This window comes from Frankia sp. AiPa1 (genome assembly GCF_023243075.1).
Lineage (GTDB): Bacteria > Actinomycetota > Actinomycetes > Frankiales > Frankiaceae > Frankia.
Map to the genome: position 1 here is coordinate 118,842 of NZ_JALKFZ020000125.1, position 17,831 is coordinate 136,672.

Sequence of the window (17,831 nt, forward strand, 5' to 3'; positions counted from 1 at the left end):
CTCGACTGACGATCTGCCATGCGGATACGATGGGAGGGTGGCCAGGCAGTCCTTCACCCGGGACTCGGCACGCCTCGGTCCCCCGGCCCCGCTGGCCGACAGGCTCGGGTACCTGCTCAAGCACGCCCAGCTCCGGCTCGCTGACCTCGGCGCTTCGGCGCTGGCGCCGTTCGGGATCAACGGACGCGAATGCGCCGTCCTCCTCGTGATTGACGACGCTCCCCCGCTGTCACAGCTCGAACTCGCCCGCCGGATGGAGATCGACCGCACCACGATGGTGGCGTTGATCGACGAGCTGGAGGCCAAGGCGCTCCTCGCGCGCCACCCGGATCCGCGGGACCGCCGCCGCAACGTCGTCACCCTCACCGATTCCGGCCGGACCACGTTGCGCGAGGCCCGCAGCGCCCACGACCACGCCGAGGAGCGATTCCTGGACGGGTTGTCCGAACAGGACTCCGCGCACCTCAAGCGCATTCTGCGTGCAGTCATCTATCCCGCGCCCGATGGCAGGGGACCCGGTCGGACGTCGGAACACTAAACGATCAGGCACGCAGGGCCGCCAGAGACTCCGCCGGGGCGAGCCTCCGGCGGCCCGCCTCCTTCGTGCGTGACGACCGCGGTCAGCCGGGCAGTTCGCCCCATGGAGATCATGCCAATCGGTCGAGCGCGCATCGCGCGGGTTCGTATCTGCGACGCGCCCATACAGGTCGCCCGCAGACCTCCGTCATCGCCGTAGGCGACCTCGCCGCGGTGGCGAGCGAGATCCCGCCATCCCATGCACAGATGTCAGTCGATGCTCTAGTGTCACTCACTGACATGTATTCATCGGATGACAGAGGATGGTCGTGATGGATCGAAAGTGGTGGGCGCTGGCCGGCGTCGCGGTAGCTGTCTTCGCCGTCGGCGTGGACGGAACGGTGCTGTCGGTGGCGCTACCGACACTCGCACCGAAGCTGCATGCCTCGGCCACGGATCTGGCGTGGTTCTCCTCGGCGTATCTGCTGACCTGGGCTGCCGCGCTGCTGCCGCTGGGCGCGCTGGGCGACCGGTACGGACGGCGCCAGGTTATGGTCATCTCTCTGGCCGTCTTCGGGGCCGCCTCGGCCTGGGCTGCCTGGTCGGGCTCCGCGGGTATGTTCATCGCCGCGCGCGCGGTGGGCGGAATCGCCGGGGCCGGCATCGTCGCCATGGCCATGTCGGCGGTCACGGTGATGTTCGAACAGGACGAGCGTCCCCGGGCGTTCGGCGTGTGGGCGGGCGTGAACTTCCTGGCTCTGCCTACCGGGCCGATCCTGGGCGGCTGGTTGCTCGACCGGTTCTGGTGGGGCTGGGTCTTCCTCATCAACGTGCCGGTCGTGGTGATCGCACTGGCCGCCGTGGTGACACTGGTACCGGAGTCCCGCGGATCCAACCGGGGCCGGCTCGATCTCGCGGGGATGGTTCTGTTCGGCGGCGGGCTGGCCGGGCTGGTCTACGGGTTCACCGAGGCCGGCACCCGCGGCTGGACCTCGGCGGTCGTGATCGCAGCCCTCGCCGCGGGCACGCTTGTGCTGATCGCCTTCGCCGTCTGGCAGCGTCGCCTGGGCCGCCGCCCGGCCATGGCGCCGGCAGCGACTCCGGTGACGGAACCGTTGGTCGACGTCGGCCTGTTCCGCATCCCCGAGTACGTCTGGGGCACGGTGCTGGCCTTCCTGGGCTCGCTGGTGATGGTCGGGGTGCTGTTCACACTGCCGCAGTACTTCCAGGCCGTGCTCGGGGTGGACTCGATCGGCTCGGGTCTGCGGTTGCTCCCCCTGCTCGGCGGACTCGCCTTCGGCGCGATCGGAGCCGAGCCGCTCGCGAAGGCGATCCGCCCCAAGGCGGTGCTGGCCGGCGGCTTCGCCGTGCTGGGCGCGGGCCTGGTGCTCGGGTCGGGTACGAGCGCATCGAGCGGTCTCGGGTTCCTGTCCGTGTGGACGCCGATCACCGGGCTCGGGCTGGGCATGGTGGTCGCCACGGCCACCGCCGCCGCCCTCGGGCGCATCCCCGTCGCCCGTGCCGGTGTCGCCTCGGCCCTCAACCAGGCGTTGCAGGACGCCGGCAGTCCGTTCGGTGCCGCCGTGCTCGGCACCGCCGCGCTCGCCAGCTACCGCTCCCACCTTGACCTCACCGGGCTCACCCCGGCCCAGGCCCGCGTCGCGCGCGGCGGGGTCTTCGACGGCACCGCGCTGGCGGGCCAGGTCCACTCCCCGGCCCTGCTGGCCGGTGTCCGCTCGGCGTTCGTCGACGGCTTCGACACCGCCCTGCTCGTCTGCGGTGGGATAGCGTTCGCCGGGGCACTTCTGGCACTGCTGCTGTTTCCGCAACGGGCGACCCTCGCCTCGCCCGAGGCTGCTGGCGCTGACGCCGATGTCAGCGTCGGGGATGCCAGCGACGGGGATGCCAGCGTCGGTGCCGCCGAACCGCCCACATGGTCGCCGGTGTCGCGGCAGTCGGATGTCAGCCAGACGGGACAGCGAGGCAATGCCGGAAACAGCACGTGGTGATGCTCCGACGGAAGGGAGCGCGTCGTTGGCGCAGGAGCGGCCGTCGTGGCGCCAGACGCAGACCATCGCGCTCAAACGGGAGATCCAGTCGACCGCCCTGCGGCTGTTCACCGAACGCGGCTACACCGAGACGACGGTCGCCATGATCGCCGAAGAGGTCGGGGTCGCGCAGCGGACCTGTTTCCGGCACTTCCCGGCCAAGCCCGACATAGTCCTGTGGGACGCGACCGACTACGACCTGCTCACTCACTTCCGGGCCCGTCCCGTCGGCGAGGGCGTGATCACGGCCTTTCGCGAGGCCCTGCGTGCCGGCTACGCCACCCTGAGCCCCGAACAGCGAGTCCTGGACAAGCACCGCACCGAGCTCATCGCCGCGATACCCGAGGTCCGCGCGGCGCACCTGGATCACCTCACCTCCGCCCTGCACGAGTTCACCGCGGCCGTGGCTGAACGCGCCGGACGAGAGGCGGACGACCCCGACGTCATCGCGGTCAGCGGCGCCATCATCGGCATCATGATGATCAGCCAACTCGACCGGCCCAGACCACCCGCGTCATCCGCGCCATCCGCGCCACCCGCGCCGCGCGGGGACCCGGTCGCCGCGATCGACGACGCCCTGGCCCGACTGCGACGAGGATTCGGCGCACTCTGACCGGGAACGGCACCAGTGGAACCGCCGGGCCAGCGGTAGTCCAGATCGCTGGCCAGCTGGAATCCTGGGGTCACTCGTATCGGCGACCGTCCGAGCAGGCCGATCCGGTTCACGCCGTCCCAGCCGACTCCAAAGGAACGCCGCAGGGTGCGCCTCGGCATCCCACTCACTGATAGACATCGCGACGTCGGCCGGGTCATCGACGGCTGTCCACACCCGGAACTCCCTGACAGTGCGGCGGCTGCCCCACGGGCCGCAGACCGCCGCTGATGGTCAGTGCCGCCCTGACGATCAGCGGCACGGCGCGGCGCGCCTGGGCCGCCGAGCGCGCCGTCACGGCGAGGGCGGCCGCGGGGCCCTGGCCGGCGAGCGGGTCCACCGGGACGGCCACCTCGTTCTCGCCGAGATGCCACTCCTCCCACGCGCTCGCGGGCGCACCGGCCCGGATCGCGGCCAGCTGCCGGTTCAGCGCTCCAGGCGCGGTGAGCGTGTACGGCGTGAGGCGAGCCAGGTCGGTCAGCACCTGCCTGCGGCGAGAATCCGGCAGGTGGGCGAGCAGGGCCTTGCCGGCCGCGGTGGCGTGCGGGGGCAGGCTCGTTCCCGGGCGCAGGGCGGTCCCGACACCGTCCACGACGACGAGACTGTTACCGTCCAGCGCGGCAAGCAGCACCGGAAGCCCCGTCACCCGATTCAGACCGTCGAGAGCGGGGCGGCCGAGATCCACCAGCCGGCGCCGACAGGGGGCCTGCCCGCCCAGCGTCCACAGCCGGCTTCCCAGCCGATAGGAGCCATCGGACTGCCGCTCCAGAGCGCCCCAGGCCACCAGCTCACGCACCAGCCGCAGTGCCGTCGGCAGCGGCAGATCAGCCCGCTGCGCGATCACGGTCAGGCGCAGGCTGGGCGTCCCGTCCGCGAACGCGTCCAGGACCGAGAGTGCTCTGCCCAGCACCGACACCGGATGTCCTCCTCGCCAGGGGAGCACTGACTTTCATTACGTGAAAGCCGACGTTTTGGGTTCCCGAAGGATCGAGGCGAACCTGGGGTCAGATCTTCACAGCCGCCCCTGAAGGGAGCCACCCGGTGCCCACATCCACCCATGACGAGCCGCCTGGCGGAACCGGAACCGGTGCCACAGGCCGCACCCGATCGCACCACACCGGCAATGGGCCTCGGCGCAATCCCCACCCGGTCATCATAGGGCGCTGTCGCGTGCGCCCAGGGTCCGTGAACCACGGCGGTGCCCACCGATGATCCCGCTCGGACTGGCACTCGAGCTGCCCGCCGCGGACGGCCCCAACGCGGTGGACGACCTCGTCACCCGCGCCCGCGCGGTCGCGGACGCCGGACTGGCGTCGCTGTGGCTCGGACAGGTCTACGACGTCGACGCGCTGACCGCCCTCGCCCTCATCGGGCGGGAGGTCCCGCGGCTCGCGCTGGGAACGGCCGTGACGACCATCCACTCCCGACATCCGATCGCCATGTCCAGCCAGGCGCAGACGACCCAGGCCGCGGTCGGCGGACGTCTGCGCCTCGGCCTCGGCGTCGGCCACCGCGCCACCGTCGAACAGCGCTATGGCCTGCGCTTCGACCGGCCGGCCCACCGGATGCGCGAATACCTTGCCGCTCTCCGTCCCCTCCTCGACACCGGCACGGTCACCTTCCACGGGCAAGAGGTGACCGCGGACACCGCGGGGTGGTCCGCCCGGGTCGCCGGGGCCACTCCGCCTCCCCCGCTGCTGCTCGCGGCGCTCGGCCCCGCCATGCTGCGGGTCTGCGGCGAGCTGACCGACGGGACTATCACCTGGCTGGCCGGGCCGCGCACGATCGCCGAGCACATCGTGCCCGCACTGTCCGCCGGCGCCGGCGGACAGCATCGGGACATCGTCGCCAGTCTGCCGATCTGCGTGACCAACGCACCGGATGAGGCCCGCGACCGCGCGGCGACCAACCTCGCGTTCTTCGAAGCAGTCCCGTCCTACCGGTCGGTCCTCGACCGCGAGAACGCGAGGTCGTCAGCCGACGTCGCGATTGTCGGCGACGAGCGGGCCGTCGAGAAGGAGCTGACCCGGCTGGCCGATGCCGGCGCCACCCACTTCGTCGCCAATCTGTCCGGAATCACGACGCCCGAGGAACGCACCCGCACCATCGCCCTGCTGGGATCGCTGTCCGCCCGGTGCTGACCGTGAGGGCGGCGTGTTCTCGCCTTGGGGCAACAGGTGATGCGCCCCGGTTTCCCTGGCCCGGCTACGACGAGGGGTTCGGCACCCTCTGACGCCTCACGACAACTACTCCGCAGCCCGACGGCGAGCCCGGTGGCTGGGTTCGTACACGTTACCAACAGGATCACAATCCGACGCCATCCGGACGTGATTCTGACGTTAGAATGACGTCATGGGCGCGGCGGAAGAGATCACAAGCAACCTCACCGTCCGGGCGCTCCCCGCTCGGGTGCGCACCACTCTGGCCGCGCGCGCGAAGGCGCGCAGGCAGTCGCTGAACGCCTATGTGCTCGACGTTCTCAGTCGCGAAGCGACGACTCCGACGATGGAGGAGGTGCTCGCCGACATCGATGGTGCTCGCGCCTCCGTCGGGCTCACCACAGACGACGCGGTCGCCGCCGTACGCACGGTCCGCGACGCGGAGGAGCCGCGGTGGGGCTGATCGTTGTGGACGCGTCCGTGATTGTCGATCTGCTCGTCGGCGACGACAGCCCACGGCGCAAGGCGGCGAGGGATCGGATGGCCGGCGCCAACGTCTCCTACGCCCCCGCCCACCTGGACATTGAGGTCATCTCGGCGCTTCGTGGCCTGGTCAGACGTACGAGCGGTCTGGCTGGGCACGCCCCGAGTCTCATCGCCAACCTCATTCGCCTGCCCATCCGCCGCGAGCCGCTCGCCGGGCCGACCGCCCATCGCGTCTGGGAACTACGAGAGAACATGACGGCCTACGATGCCGGTTATGTCGCACTGGCCGAACGGATCGACGCCGTCCTGCTGACCTGCGACGCCAAATATGCCGCCACGGCTGGCCCGCGCTGCGCCATCGAACTGATCGCATAATCGCCAGCTTCACATCCGACGTGCACGGCACAACAGGCATAAATGCCGATCAGTTGGCCGGCAGCGACCACACCGCGATGTCCGACGTTGACCTGACCTCGCTTTGGATCAACAGGTGATGCGCCCCGGTTTGCTGACGGCGTTGCCGGCCGGGCGGTAGGGCGACGGACGAGGCCTCAACGGACGAGGCCTCATCGGTGGCCTGGCGGGTCACGCGGGCCGGTGCGCGGGGAGAGCCCCGGCGAGGACGGTTCCGAGGAGCATGGCCACGGTCGCGACAAGGACGGCCGTCGGCGCGCCGTGGCCGGCCGCGACCGCGGTAAGCGCGGCCAGCCCGATGGCGTTTCCCAGGCTGAGGGTCGTGGAGGCCAGGCCGTTCGCGACGCCCTGCTGGTCAGCGGCCACCCCCATGCCCGCCGCGATCCACATGCCGGTCCAGACGACACCCTGCCCAAAGCCGGAGACGATGAGCCCGGGCACGGCGACGAGGATGCCGGCCTGGTGCTCGAAGGCAACGGCAAGCAGCGCGGTTCCGGGGATGCCGACGGCAAAGCCGATCAACAACGCCGCCCGCGCGCCGATCCGGGTGACGAGATGTTCGCCGGCCTGGGTGCCGGCCGCGATCGATGCCGACGGGATGAGGAACACCAGGCCGGTCCGCAGCGGGGAAAGCCCATGGGTGTCCTGGAACAGCACGGTGAGGAAGTACGGCAGCACACCGAAGGTGGCCATGTAGGCAAACGTGATCGCCGCGGCGATCCCGGTCGACCGGTTCGTCAGCAATGTGGCCGGCAGCAGCGGGTCCGAGCCGCGTCGTTCCAGAACCATGAAACAGCCGAACAGGGCGGCCGCGCAGCCGAGGGCCGCCCCGACCGCCGGGTCAGTCCAGCCGCCGATCGGCCCCTGGACCAGGGCGTAGACCAGCAGCAGCGCCGCCGCCGTCCCGGTCAGGGCGCCAGCCGCGTCGAACCGGCGGCCTCGCTCGCGGTCGCCGTCCGGCGGGATCACCCGGACCGCCAGCGCGATCACGGCGGCTACCAGCGGCACGTTGACGACGAAGACGGCGCGCCACCCGAAGAGCTGCGTCAGTACGCCACCCGACAGCGCGCCGAGGGTCAGGCCGCTGGCTCCGGCCCCGCCCCACACGGCCAACGCCCGGTTCCGGGCGGCTCCCTCATCGAAGCTGGTGGTCAGCAGGGCGAGCGTCGACGGCAGCAGCAGAGCACCACCCACGCCTTGGACCGCCCGCGCGACGATGATCATTGCGGGGTTCGGTGCCAGGCTGCCCGCCAGTGATCCGACGCCGTACAGGCCCAGCGCGGCCAGGAACATCCGGCGCCGGCCGAGCAGGTCGGCTGCCCGCCCGCCCAGGAGGAGAAAACCGCCCGCGAACACCGCGTAGGCGCCGACGACCCATTGCAGCGATCCGGCCGACAGGTCCAGTGACCGGCCGATGTCGGGCAGGGCGACGAACACGATGTTGATGTCCAACGAGAAGATCAACTGAGCCGTCGCGAGCGCCGTGAGTACTCCGGCGAGCTGCCGACGGTCCGTCCGGGGCGAGGCGAGTACCGCGGTCAACGATCCACCCTTCGTATGTACGACAACGTACGTACAGTTGCCCCGGACCCTACCCGATAGTTCGTATGTCTTCGTACGGTCGGATAGTCTTGGACGCGTGGTGGCCCGTCATCCGACCCGCGAGCAGATCGAACTCACCGACGTGCTCAGCGCGCTCGGCAATCCGCTACGCCTCAAGATCGCGCGCGTGCTCGACGCCCACGGCGAGCGCAACTGCGGATCCGTGCTGGACGCACCCATCAGCAAGTCGACGTTGACCCACCACTGGCGCGTGCTGCGCGACGCCGGCGTGATCTGGCAGAAGCCCTCCGGGCGGGAGAACCTGCTCTCCCTGCGGCGCGACGACCTCGACGCCCGCTTCCCCGGGCTGCTCGACTCCGTCCTACGCGCACCCGACTGAGCCCCGGGAGGTGGCCGGCGCCCGACAAGGTTGGCACCCGCACCTGGCCAGCTCACCACCGACAGCCCGGTCGCCACCATGCGGGCGGTTCGCGACGCGGGGGTCAGCCCGGATGGGGCGCGGCGGGCGGCATCTCGACCGGCGGCGTCACCGTCCGGGCTGGTCCGACGCGCTGCCGGTAGCGTCGGGTCTTGACCCGGGTTGCCGCGGACGGCGGTCGCGGAGGACGGGCTGACCGTCGTCGTCCCGTCGCTACCCGGATACGGCTTCTCCTGGCTAACCGCCGCGCGGTGGGCACTTCCCGGCCCTCGAGGTCCCCGACCTGTTCGCCGCGGACCTGACCGACTTCGTCCGGCAGACGGAACGCACCAGCGCGGTCAGACCGTGAAGTCGCCATCGGACCCGGGCCCATCCCTGCCGGAGGCCGGCTCGTTGGCTGTGATCACCTCCTGGCAGGCGCGGGCGAAGTCGGTGACGACCTGACGCTGGTCGTCGCGCCGCCAGCTCAGCGCGAACTGGCCGCGGGGGGCGTCGACAAGCGGACGGGTGACGACCCCGGCGCGCTGGAGCAGCGGCGCGTTGCCCGCGGCGAGCAGGACGATGCCGACGCCGCCCACCAGGGCCTCGTAGGTCTCCTCCGCGCTGCGCACGACCGCGCCGATCCGTGGCGGCGCCGGACGCAGCGCGGTGAGCAGCCAGAAGTCACGCAGCTCGCCGGCGTCCTCCGGTAGCGCCAGGAACGGCTCGTCGACCAGATCGGCGAGCCGAAGCTCCACCCTCGCGGCGAGGGGATGGCCCTCCCACAACGCCACGAGCAGCGGTTCCTCGGCGATCACCACCGACGCGTAGTCCCGTCCCGAGGGCAGCGGCAGCCAGACGAAGGCGAGGTCGCAGGAGCCGTCGGCGAGGCCGGCCGTCGGATCGTCCCACTGGACCTGCCGCAGCTCGAAGTCCGCCGCCGGCTGCCGGGACCGGAATCGCGACCGCAGCGCCGGAAGGAGCCCGCGACCAGGGCTGGTACTCATCCCCACCACGAGGTTCAAGGCCAGCGCGGCGCGGTGCCCCGCGAGCGCGCTGTCGGCATCGCCCCAGGCCGAAAGGACGCTCCGCGCGTGCGGCAGGAGCATCGCCCCGGCATCGGTCAGCCTGACACTGCGCCGGTCCCGTTCGAACAGGTCGACGGCGAGCCGTCGTTCCAGCAGCCTGATCTGCTTGCTCAGCGCGGGCTGCGAGACGAAGAGCCGCTCGGCGGCACGGGTGAAGTGCAGCTCCTCGGCGACCGCGACAAAATAACGAAGATCCCGGACGTGAATGTCCATATCCAACAGCTATCACAGCCGGTCTTGGACGCACCGTGACCCGGCGCGTCAGCCTTGGACCATGGACAGGGTATGGATCATCACCGGTGCGAACAGCGGCTTCGGCCTTGCCTTCACCCGTGCGGCCATCGAGGCCGGCGACGTCGTCGTCGCCGCGGTCCGCCGGCCCGAAACGATGGACGCGCTCGCGGCCCGGTTTCCGGACCGGCTTGACGTCGTCCCGTTCGACGTCACCGCCACGGCCGGCGCGCAGGCGGTCGTGGACGACGTCGTCGCCCGGCACGGCCGCATCGACGTGCTGGTCAACAACGCGGGCCGCACCCACGTCGGCGCCGCGGAGGAGACGACCGAGGACGAACTGCGCAGCCTGTTCGAGCTGCACTTCTTCGGCGCCGTGGCGCTGACCCGGGCGGTGTTGCCACAGCTGCGCCGGCAGCGCCGCGGCGCGATCGTCCAGCTGAGCAGTATGGGCGGCCAGATGTCGTTCGCCGGGTTCTCGGCGTACAGCGCGACGAAGTTCGCCCTGGAGGGATGGTCGGAGGGCCTGGCCGACGAGGTCCGCGCGTTCGGGATCGACGTTCTGATCGTCGAGCCGGGGGCATTCCGCACCGGCCTGTTCGACCCGACGCGCCGGACGTTCAGCCCCGACCTGGGCGTGTACGCGGGCAGCGTGGGCGGCACCCGGGAGATGGTCGCCGATGGTGACGGCGGTCAGGCGGGCGACCCGGCGAAACTGGCGCGGCTGGTCATCGAGGTGCTGGGCTCCGGCCAGGTGCCGTTGCGCCTACCGGTCGGAGCGGACGCGGTCGACGCCGTGCTCGGCCATCTCGACGCGGTGCGCACCGAGATCAATGCTTGGGAGAACGCCGCCCGGGACACAGCGTTCGACCCCGCGCCCACGCGGACACCCTGACACCGCCGGGTGCGGGCGGGTGCGGGCTGCGGGCTGCGGGCTGCGGGCCGTCCGCTGGCCGGCCCAACCTGACTTTCTCGGCGCGCGCCACGGCACCCCGTATCGTTGGATCACCGGCATGACCCACACCACGTTCCGGTCACGCGTGGTCCGAGGAGGTGCACCTATGGTGTCGAGCGAGGCGATGCTGGGTGCTCTGGGGTTCGTCTGGGACCGGTCCGCGGTGCGCCGGGATATTCCGCGCTTCTCGGTTGAACGTGCGCTCTGGCGGTTTCACCGATCGCTGCCGGAGTATGTGTGGGACGCAGCGGTCCTGGAGGGCAATCCGTTCACTTATCCTGAGGTGCAGACCCTCTTGGACGGGATCACCGTCGGCGGCCGGAAGATCAGCGATGAACGCCAGATCCTGAATCTCGCCGAGGCCGCGAACGCACTCGCCCAGCTCGTCCGGACGGGCGATTTTCAGCTGTCCAAAGAGGTCTCCGACCGGCTCCAGTTTCTGCTGGCCCGGGACGAGGCACTGGAGTCGGGTCATTTCCGTGGCGAGGGCAGGGAAACTCTCACCCCTGGGGTCAGCCTCGGCGAACATGGCCGTTACCTGCCGCCCGCCACCGAGCCCGGTGGTGAGAACCTGCGCCGCATCCATACTCAGGGGCTGGAGTTCCTGTCCGTCGAGATCGACGCCGAGTTCGAGCAGGCCGTCGCCTATTTCCTCTTCGGCTCACTGCAGCAGTTCTACTTCGACGGCAACAAGCGCACGGCGCGCTACCTGATGAATGGCCACCTCATGTCCCGGGGTATGGACTCCATCAGCGTCCCGGCCGGGCGCCGCCACGAGTTCAACACCGGGATGGTCGAATTCTTCCGGCACCGGGATGGCACCGGTATGTTCAGTTTTCTGACCTCCTGCCGGCTCGCCGCCGACGACGGGGTTCTACCGCCGGCTGCCGACTAGCCAGGTTTTTCTCGCGGATCATGATGGTCCATCACAGCAGACAGGCCAGTTGGGATCTGGGGCTTTTCCCGACAGCCGGGTGGCCGATCACAGCAGGGCGGGAGCAAGGGCGCGCCACTGCGCACGGGCCGGCCGCCCGGTGCGGTTGCGGACGTCGGTGTCCGCGAAGATGACCTGGACGGCCACATGGTCCGCGCCGGCGGCGTGGTGCTCGGCGACCCGCTTGGCGATCTGCTCGACAGTCCCCCAGGCATACAGCGCGTCGATGAGGCGCTCGCTGCCGTTGTCGGCGAAGTCGTCCTCGTCGAAGCCGAGCGTCCGCAGGCTGCGCACATAGTTGGGCAGCGCGAAGTAGTAGCTGAGGTTGTAGCGGGCGAGTGCGCGGGCCTCGGCGGGGTCGGTTTCCAGAATCACCTTCTGCTCGGGAGCAAGCAGCGGTGCCTCTCCCAGCGCCCGGCGGGCGGACGCCGTGTGTTCGGGCGTGACGAGGTACGGATGGGCGCCGGCCGAGCGGGCCGCCGCGAGAGCCAACGCCTTCGGCCGCAGCGCCGCGAGGACGCGGGAGGCGGCGGGCACCGGCTCGGGAGCGGCGTCGAGAGCGTCCAGGTAGGCGTCCAGGTACCGCAGCGGCTGGGCGTAGTCCCGCCCCAGCGTCCGCACGATCGGCGCGTGGCTGACACCGAGCCCCAGCGCCAGCCGCTCCGGATTCGCCGTGTCGAGCCGGTGGAACGCCGCGGCCAGCTCGACCGCCTCGACCGCCCACACGTTGACGATTCCGGTAGCCACGGCGATCCGGCTGGTGGCCGCGAGCAGCCGCTCCGGCAGCCGCAGGTCGGGGGCGCTGGCCCCGAGCCACAGCGCGCCATACCCCAGTTCATCCAGCTCCACCGCCGCCTCGACGGCGTCGGGGGCGTTCCAGGCGAAGGACGGGGACCAGATGCCGACCCGCCCCACGGACACCGTCATGACAGTTCTCCTTAGTCCGCGGCGAAACTCCGCACGAGAGTGTTCGACACACATCTAACACCTAAAAGTGTACGATGGCAATCGAACAGCTCAAGCTCAAGCTCAAGCTCAAGCTCGGGGTCGGGGTCGGGCGCGCGAAAGCGCGTGGATCCCGCGGCGGACACGCGAAGGACGGATACCGGGAACCATGGTCCCGAAGGCAGCACGCGCCGCCAGCCTGCGGCACACCGATCCGGGCGAGGTGCGCCTGCAGGAGGCGCTGGACGCGGTCGCCGACCCGGTCCGCCGGTCGATCCTGCGGACGCTGGCCGGTGAGCCGGACTTCTCCCGCGCCTGCGGCACCTTCGACCTGCCCGTATCGAAGGCGACCGCCAGCCACCACTTCACCGTGCTACGCGCCGCCGGGCTGCTCGAACAGGTCGACCAGGGCCCACGCCGGCTCAACCGGCTGCGCCGGGCCGAGTTCGACGCCCGCTTCCCCGGCCTGCTCGCCCTCGTGCTCGGCGAGAGCGAAGGCGAGCGCGACCAGGCCGGATAACCAACGCCCCCGCGGGGATCATCGTCGACGGCGGGAAGCCGACGCGCGCCGCGGAGCTCAGGGTTCGAGCACGACCGCCTCGACGCTGGACCCCGCCTCGACGCTGGACCCGGCGTCCAGGTCGAGCTCGGCCCGTGGGCGAGGGGTGAGTGTGCTCGCCGACGCGGCCTTGGCGCGCCGGATGGCCGCCGGCGACATCGCCCGGGTCGGCCCGAGCAGGAGTGCCAGGAAGGTGAGGATGCCGAGCGCGACGCAGCCCGCGCCGATCAGATAGCCCAGGTGATAGCCGCTCACCGTGGCGCTCACCGCGGAGTGCCCGTGCCGCTCGAGCGACTTCGTCCGGCTGGCGGCAAGGCTGGAGACGACGGCCAGACCGACGGCCGAACTCAGCCAGATCGAGACGTTGACGACCGCGGAGGCGAGCCCGGCGTCGGCTGCGGGAACGTCCGCCATCGCCACGGACAGCAGCGGAACCGTGGCGCAGGAGATACCGACGGCGATAAGCAGGAATGCTGGCAGCATCCCGGTGGCGTAGCTGGAGTGCTCGTCCACCCGGACCAGCAGCAGCAGCCCGACCATGGCCATGAGCAGGCCGGGCAGGAGTAGCGGAAGCGGTCCGAAGCGCAGCAGCAGCCGACTGGTCAGGCCCATCGACATCACCGCGACGATGACGGTCGTGGGCAGGAAGGCAAGGCCGGTGTGCACCGGGTCGTAGCCGCGGGCCAGCTGCAGGTAGAGGGCCCCGATGAAGAACAGCACCTGCAGGCCGATGAACAGGCAGCCGCGCACGATGCTGGAACCGACCAGGCTGCGCAGCCGCAGAATACGCAGCGGCATGATCGGATTGCTGCGCACCGCCTCGACGACGAAGAACCCCGCCAGGAGCACGACCGCGACCGCGCTGAAGCCGAGGGTGTGCGCCGAGGCCCAGCCATGGGTGGCCGCGGTGACGACGCCGTAGATGCCGATCAACATCGCGGCTGTGACCAGCAGCGAGCCCGTGACGTCCAGGCCGCCCTCAAGCCCGAGGCCGACGTTCTCCTCGATGAGGACGACCCCCAGCGCGAACGTCACGACCCCGATCGGGACGTTGATCAGGAAGATCCAGTGCCAGCTCACGACCTGGGTGAGGACACCGCCGGCCAGCAGGCCCAGGGAGCCGCCGCCGACGGCGACCATCATGTAGGCGCTCATCGCCTTGGCCCGCTCGGCCGGATTGGGGAACTCGGTGACGATGATCGCGATGATGACCGACGACGAGACGGCGCCGCCGAGCCCCTGGACGAAGCGCGCGGCGATCAGCGTGCCCTGGTTGGGCGAGGCGGCGCACAGCGCCGAGGCGACGGTGAACAGGGCGATGCCGGTCAGGAAGACCTTCTTGCGGCCCACGAGGTCGCCGAGGCGTCCGGCGAGCAGCAGGAAGCTCCCGAAGGAGATCAGGTAGCCGTCGACGACCCAGGCAAGGTCGGGCTGGGTGAAGTGCAGATCACGCTGGATCTCCGGCAGCGCCACGTTGACGATGGATCCGTCGAGCGCGTTCATCAGCATGGCGAAGCACACGACCACCAGCGCGATCCAGCGACGGCGGTCGGACCGGCCCACGGCGGGTGCCAGCACGGGGTCAGACATCGGCGCGGTGAGCCATCTGAGGATCTCCTCCGGTCCAGGCCAGGTGATGCGACGACGGTAATCATAACCATACGGTGACGGTCATGCCCAACCAATCATCATGGTTCCGTGATGGTCTAGAGAGAGCTACGATGGTCCGATGTCGGACGCGGTGGTGACCTCGGGGCCGATCGTGCTGCTCACCCGACTGTCGCGGCTCGTCCACCGGGCCAGCACGCCGGAGTTGCTGGGCATCAGCCTCAAGGACCTGGCAGCCCTCGCCTACCTGCGCGATCACGCCCGGACCACGCAGCGGGCGCTCACCGAGGGCCTGTGTATCGACGCCAACTACTGTGTTCTGCTTCTCAACGAGCTCGAGGCGGCCGGTCTGGCCGAGCGCCGCCGCGATCCGGCTGATCGTCGCCGCCATCTCGTCACCGTGACCGAGGCCGGCCGGCTCGCCCTGGAACGCGCCGAACAGGCTCAGGAGACGATCGAGGACGAGATCCTCGCCGGGCTTGACCCCGAGGAACGCGACACCCTGACCCGACTGCTCGCCCGAGCGCTCGACGGCGCCGTGCGCCGGCCACCGGTGGAGGAGGAGCGCGCCGCGCACTGAGGCCCACCGGCACAGATGCTCGTCACTGCCTGGGCCGGGTGGGTGCCGGGTACACGTCGTGATGGCGCGGCCAGCCCATGATGGGGTCCCGCGGCCAGCCTGCTGAAGGTCCGCCCGGGAAGGCGAGGCCCGCCGGAGGTAGCCTCCGGCGAGTTGTCCGGAGGGCAGGTAACCTCCGCTTGTACGCTGTGGAGGGAAGGCGGTCAGCCAAGTGACTGATGCGCGGCCCATGCGGGCGAACGCCAGGGCCAACCGCGAGCGGTTGCTGGCGCAGGCCCGTGCCGCGTTGGTCGAGCATGGCACCGGCGCGTCGCTGGAGGGAATCGCACGCCAGGCCGGAGTCGGTATCGGCACCTTCTATCGTCACTTCCCGTCACGGGAGGCCCTCCTCGAAGCAGTGCTCCATGAACGTTTCGACGAACTGTCGGCGCAGGCCCGCGATCTGTCGGCCGCTTCGTCGCCGGGTCCCGCGCTGACGACCTGGCTGCGGGAGTTCATGGAGTTCGCCGGCGCCTATCGCGGGCTGACCGCCGCACTCCTGGGGACGCTGCGGGACACGTCGACCCCGCTTCACACGGCCTGCGAGGGCATGCGCACGGCCGGCGCCGCTCTCCTCGCCCGCGCGCGGGAGGCTGGCGCGATACGCGCGGATATCGACGCCATCGAACTGTTCACCATTGTCAGCGGTCTCGCCTGGGCCTGTGAGCAGACATCGACCGCTTTCCCCGGCGGTGTGGCGGCCGACCGCGTACTCCACCTCGTGCTCGAGGGCCTCACCGGCTCTCAGCCGGACGACTGACTGCCCGCTGACCCGATCCCCCTTCTTCCCGGCGGAGGCTACCTCCGCTACGCTCCAACCTAGCGGAGGTAGCCTCCGCCAAATGTTGGACAGAAGGAGAGAGCGTGGGCAACGTGGAGATCCGTCGGCGCCTGGGCCGGTTCGGGGTCTGGATTCCGCCGTTCGTGTTGCTGAGCACCCCGGTCGCCACCCAGCGCCGGGAGGTCGCCCGGATCGAGCGGCTCGGATATGGTTCGGTCTGGAGCGGGGAGGGTCCGCCCGACTCACCCGTCGGCAGCCGCGATGCGTTCGCCCTGTACGGCGTGCTGCTCGCCGCGACCGAGCGGATCGTCGTCGGCGTCGGTATCGCGAACATCCACGCCCGGTCCGCGATGACGATGCACACCGGCGCCGCGACCCTGGCCGAGGCGTACCCCGACCGGTTCGTGCTCGGCCTCGGGGGTCATGGGGGTGCTCGACCGCTCTCCCAGATCAGCAGCTATCTCGACGCGATGGACAAGGCCGTGCGAAGCCTCCCGCAGCTGCCGGCGCCGCCCTACCCCCGCGTTCTGGCCGCGCTCGGGCCGCGCCTGAACGAGCTCGCGCGTGAGCGTGCCGACGGCGTCCATCCGTTCCTACAACCCGTGGCGCACACGGCCGCCGTCCGCGCCACGATGGGGCCCGACCCGCTGGTCATCCCGGCCCAGGCCGTGGTCCTGGGAACCGACGGGCCGTCGGCCCGGACGGTACTGCGGACGATCCTCTCCGCCGGTCCGGACGTGGCCGCCTCGCCCTACAGTCGGCACTACCGCCGGCTTGGCTACTCCGAGACCGACATCCTCGAGCGCAGCGACCGCCTGATCGATGACGTCCTCGCCTGGGGTGATGAGGACACCGTCGCCGCCCGGATCACAGCCCACCTGGAGGCCGGGGCCGACCACGTCCTGGTCGGCCCGCTCGCCGCCGACCTGACCGGCATAGTCGACCAGCTCGAACGGCTCGCCCCCCGCCTCCAGCCGACCTTGGCGGCTGGACAGCACCCGAGCAACCCCTGACCTGCCCCTGGTCATCGGCGGGGTCGGGCACCGGCAGTTCCTCAGGGAGTGGGCCGAGGTACACATGCCCGAGGTCGACGCGGCCCGCGCGGAGTACGACCGCAGCCACGGCTGACCACGCCGGCCCGGCCCGCGCGGATCGGCCCCGCGCCGGGCAGGGCGGGCCAGCCGAAGCCGCCGGGATCAGGAGCGAGCCGGTGGTTCAGAAGCGGAGGTCGTCCCAGTGGATGGTGACCGGTATCGGGTTGCTGACCTGCGGCGGCGAACCGGTCTCGTCCTTCAGGAAGGTGCCGAGATGCTTGTAGCGCGTGGTCGCCCGATCAAGACCATAGCGTTCGATACTCGTGACGCCCTCGTTGTCGAGGCGGGCGATCCAGTAGTGCGCTATACCCGCCCTGGCGTATTCGCCCAGCTTGTCCGTCGTGTCCTGGGTCTCCGAGCCTGGCGACACGATCTCGATGACGAGCAGCGCATGCTCCGCGCGCAGGCGTTCCCCTGCGGCACGGTCGAGGCATCGGTAAAGAACGACGTCCGGGCGGCGGTTGAGCAGGGGAACGTCTCGTAGCCGCAGATCGACATCGCTGTTCACGGTCAGGCATTCATGGCCACGGTCCATCGCGCGACGAGCGTGACGTTCCAGGACGTTCGCCAGGCGGCGCCCGGCGGTCTGGTGATCAGGGGTGGGGGCCTCGCAGAAGGCGACGTACCCATCGACGATCTCGATCGCCCGCGCGACGTCCTCGGGAAGTGCCTCGTACTCCGCCGCGGTCACCCGCGCCGGCTGGGGCCGCAGGCCGCGCAGCCAGCTGTCCTCCGGCAGGGAGGTCGTCATCGCCGCTTCCTCTGGTCAGTGCGGTGCCGTT

General features: G+C 70.5%; 19 protein-coding genes. 13 read left to right on the plus strand and 6 right to left on the minus strand.

Annotated features, from left to right (window positions below):
• Nucleotides 1–37 precede the first annotated feature (37 nt).
• The 3 genes from MXD95_RS28220 (at nucleotide 38) to MXD95_RS11540 (ending at nucleotide 3,177) form a co-directional block, all read left to right on the plus strand.
• Nucleotides 38–538 carry a MarR family winged helix-turn-helix transcriptional regulator gene (locus MXD95_RS28220; protein ID WP_250640575.1) on the plus strand — a complete coding sequence of 167 codons (501 nt, stop codon included), beginning with the start codon at nucleotides 38–40 and terminating at the stop codon, nucleotides 536–538.
• Between the two features lie 310 nt (nucleotides 539–848).
• Nucleotides 849–2,525: an MFS transporter gene (locus MXD95_RS11535; protein ID WP_250640576.1), complete on the plus strand. Its 1,677-nt coding sequence runs from the start codon at nucleotides 849–851 to the stop codon at nucleotides 2,523–2,525.
• Between the two features lie 25 nt (nucleotides 2,526–2,550).
• Nucleotides 2,551–3,177, plus strand: coding sequence for a TetR/AcrR family transcriptional regulator (locus MXD95_RS11540; protein WP_250640577.1), 627 nt, complete (start codon nucleotides 2,551–2,553; stop codon nucleotides 3,175–3,177).
• Between the two features lie 196 nt (nucleotides 3,178–3,373).
• Here MXD95_RS11540 and MXD95_RS11545 read toward each other — a convergent pair whose 3' ends face one another.
• Nucleotides 3,374–4,132 carry an IclR family transcriptional regulator gene (locus MXD95_RS11545; protein ID WP_250640578.1) on the minus strand — a complete coding sequence of 253 codons (759 nt, stop codon included), beginning with the start codon at nucleotides 4,130–4,132 and terminating at the stop codon, nucleotides 3,374–3,376.
• A gap of 292 nt (nucleotides 4,133–4,424) precedes the next feature.
• Between MXD95_RS11545 and MXD95_RS11550 the strand changes: the two genes are divergently transcribed.
• The 3 genes from MXD95_RS11550 (at nucleotide 4,425) to MXD95_RS11560 (ending at nucleotide 6,236) form a co-directional block, all read left to right on the plus strand.
• Nucleotides 4,425–5,357, plus strand: a complete 933-nt coding sequence (locus tag MXD95_RS11550; RefSeq protein ID WP_250640579.1) for a TIGR03564 family F420-dependent LLM class oxidoreductase — start codon at nucleotides 4,425–4,427, stop codon at nucleotides 5,355–5,357.
• 211 nt (nucleotides 5,358–5,568) lie between these two features.
• The gene (locus MXD95_RS11555; RefSeq protein ID WP_250640580.1) at nucleotides 5,569–5,838 is read left to right on the plus strand and encodes a hypothetical protein; all 270 of its coding nucleotides are present in this window, start codon (nucleotides 5,569–5,571) and stop codon (nucleotides 5,836–5,838) included.
• Nucleotides 5,829–6,236 (plus strand): type II toxin-antitoxin system VapC family toxin, encoded by a 408-nt coding sequence (locus tag MXD95_RS11560; RefSeq protein WP_250640581.1) that lies wholly within the window; start codon nucleotides 5,829–5,831, stop codon nucleotides 6,234–6,236. The genes MXD95_RS11555 and MXD95_RS11560 overlap by 10 nt, the downstream gene beginning before the upstream one ends.
• Nucleotides 6,237–6,446: 210 nt before the next feature.
• On the opposite strand, the gene MXD95_RS11565 is transcribed toward MXD95_RS11560, so the two are convergent.
• Entirely contained in the window at nucleotides 6,447–7,817 is a 1,371-nt protein-coding gene (locus tag MXD95_RS11565) for an MFS transporter (RefSeq protein WP_250640582.1), read from the minus strand.
• Nucleotides 7,818–7,917: 100 nt separating this feature from the next.
• Here MXD95_RS11565 and MXD95_RS11570 point away from each other — a divergent pair, with 100 nt between their 5' ends.
• Nucleotides 7,918–8,217: an ArsR/SmtB family transcription factor gene (locus MXD95_RS11570; RefSeq protein ID WP_250640583.1), complete on the plus strand. Its 300-nt coding sequence runs from the start codon at nucleotides 7,918–7,920 to the stop codon at nucleotides 8,215–8,217.
• Nucleotides 8,218–8,594: 377 nt separating this feature from the next.
• Here MXD95_RS11570 and MXD95_RS11575 read toward each other — a convergent pair whose 3' ends face one another.
• Nucleotides 8,595–9,536 carry a LysR family transcriptional regulator gene (locus tag MXD95_RS11575; protein ID WP_250640584.1) on the minus strand — a complete coding sequence of 314 codons (942 nt, stop codon included), beginning with the start codon at nucleotides 9,534–9,536 and terminating at the stop codon, nucleotides 8,595–8,597.
• Between the two features lie 61 nt (nucleotides 9,537–9,597).
• Between MXD95_RS11575 and MXD95_RS11580 the strand changes: the two genes are divergently transcribed.
• Complete coding sequence (locus tag MXD95_RS11580) at nucleotides 9,598–10,449, plus strand: SDR family NAD(P)-dependent oxidoreductase (protein WP_250640585.1); 852 nt, start codon at nucleotides 9,598–9,600, stop codon at nucleotides 10,447–10,449.
• A gap of 118 nt (nucleotides 10,450–10,567) precedes the next feature.
• Nucleotides 10,568–11,404 (plus strand): cell filamentation protein Fic, encoded by an 837-nt coding sequence (locus tag MXD95_RS11585; RefSeq protein ID WP_250640586.1) that lies wholly within the window; start codon nucleotides 10,568–10,570, stop codon nucleotides 11,402–11,404.
• Nucleotides 11,405–11,491: 87 nt separating this feature from the next.
• Here the strand turns inward: MXD95_RS11585 and MXD95_RS11590 are convergent, their stop codons facing one another.
• Nucleotides 11,492–12,370 carry a TIGR03620 family F420-dependent LLM class oxidoreductase gene (locus MXD95_RS11590; RefSeq protein WP_250640587.1) on the minus strand — a complete coding sequence of 293 codons (879 nt, stop codon included), beginning with the start codon at nucleotides 12,368–12,370 and terminating at the stop codon, nucleotides 11,492–11,494.
• Between the two features lie 187 nt (nucleotides 12,371–12,557).
• Between MXD95_RS11590 and MXD95_RS11595 the strand changes: the two genes are divergently transcribed.
• Nucleotides 12,558–12,908: an ArsR/SmtB family transcription factor gene (locus MXD95_RS11595; protein ID WP_250640588.1), complete on the plus strand. Its 351-nt coding sequence runs from the start codon at nucleotides 12,558–12,560 to the stop codon at nucleotides 12,906–12,908.
• Nucleotides 12,909–12,965: 57 nt separating this feature from the next.
• Here MXD95_RS11595 and MXD95_RS11600 read toward each other — a convergent pair whose 3' ends face one another.
• Nucleotides 12,966–14,537 (minus strand): MFS transporter, encoded by a 1,572-nt coding sequence (locus tag MXD95_RS11600; RefSeq protein WP_250640589.1) that lies wholly within the window; start codon nucleotides 14,535–14,537, stop codon nucleotides 12,966–12,968.
• Nucleotides 14,538–14,676: 139 nt separating this feature from the next.
• On the opposite strand from MXD95_RS11600, the gene MXD95_RS11605 reads away from it, so the two are divergent.
• The 3 genes from MXD95_RS11605 (at nucleotide 14,677) to MXD95_RS11615 (ending at nucleotide 16,968) form a co-directional block, all read left to right on the plus strand.
• Entirely contained in the window at nucleotides 14,677–15,135 is a 459-nt protein-coding gene (locus tag MXD95_RS11605; RefSeq protein ID WP_250640590.1) for a MarR family winged helix-turn-helix transcriptional regulator, read from the plus strand.
• A 229-nt stretch (nucleotides 15,136–15,364) separates the two neighbouring features.
• Entirely contained in the window at nucleotides 15,365–15,934 is a 570-nt protein-coding gene (locus tag MXD95_RS11610; RefSeq protein ID WP_250640591.1) for a TetR/AcrR family transcriptional regulator, read from the plus strand.
• A 104-nt stretch (nucleotides 15,935–16,038) separates the two neighbouring features.
• Complete coding sequence (locus tag MXD95_RS11615) at nucleotides 16,039–16,968, plus strand: TIGR03620 family F420-dependent LLM class oxidoreductase (protein ID WP_250640592.1); 930 nt, start codon at nucleotides 16,039–16,041, stop codon at nucleotides 16,966–16,968.
• Between the two features lie 202 nt (nucleotides 16,969–17,170).
• Here MXD95_RS11615 and MXD95_RS11620 read toward each other — a convergent pair whose 3' ends face one another.
• Nucleotides 17,171–17,800, minus strand: a complete 630-nt coding sequence (locus MXD95_RS11620) for a Uma2 family endonuclease (protein WP_250640593.1) — start codon at nucleotides 17,798–17,800, stop codon at nucleotides 17,171–17,173.
• Between the last annotated feature and the right edge of the window lie 31 nt (nucleotides 17,801–17,831).

Coding starts and splice junctions, on each gene's coding strand:
- MXD95_RS11595 (WP_250640588.1), top strand. CDS start 12,558: ATGGTCCCGAAGGCAGCACGCGCCGCCAGCCTGCGGCACACCGATCCG.
- MXD95_RS11550 (WP_250640579.1), top strand. CDS start 4,425: ATGATCCCGCTCGGACTGGCACTCGAGCTGCCCGCCGCGGACGGCCCC.
- MXD95_RS11620 (WP_250640593.1), bottom strand. CDS start 17,800: ATGACGACCTCCCTGCCGGAGGACAGCTGGCTGCGCGGCCTGCGGCCC.
- MXD95_RS11555 (WP_250640580.1), top strand. CDS start 5,569: ATGGGCGCGGCGGAAGAGATCACAAGCAACCTCACCGTCCGGGCGCTC.
- MXD95_RS11590 (WP_250640587.1), bottom strand. CDS start 12,370: ATGACGGTGTCCGTGGGGCGGGTCGGCATCTGGTCCCCGTCCTTCGCC.
- MXD95_RS11535 (WP_250640576.1), top strand. CDS start 849: ATGGATCGAAAGTGGTGGGCGCTGGCCGGCGTCGCGGTAGCTGTCTTC.
- MXD95_RS11580 (WP_250640585.1), top strand. CDS start 9,598: ATGGACAGGGTATGGATCATCACCGGTGCGAACAGCGGCTTCGGCCTT.
- MXD95_RS11585 (WP_250640586.1), top strand. CDS start 10,568: ATGACCCACACCACGTTCCGGTCACGCGTGGTCCGAGGAGGTGCACCT.
- MXD95_RS11610 (WP_250640591.1), top strand. CDS start 15,365: ATGCGGGCGAACGCCAGGGCCAACCGCGAGCGGTTGCTGGCGCAGGCC.
- MXD95_RS11600 (WP_250640589.1), bottom strand. CDS start 14,537: ATGTCTGACCCCGTGCTGGCACCCGCCGTGGGCCGGTCCGACCGCCGT.
- MXD95_RS11605 (WP_250640590.1), top strand. CDS start 14,677: ATGTCGGACGCGGTGGTGACCTCGGGGCCGATCGTGCTGCTCACCCGA.
- MXD95_RS11575 (WP_250640584.1), bottom strand. CDS start 9,536: ATGGACATTCACGTCCGGGATCTTCGTTATTTTGTCGCGGTCGCCGAG.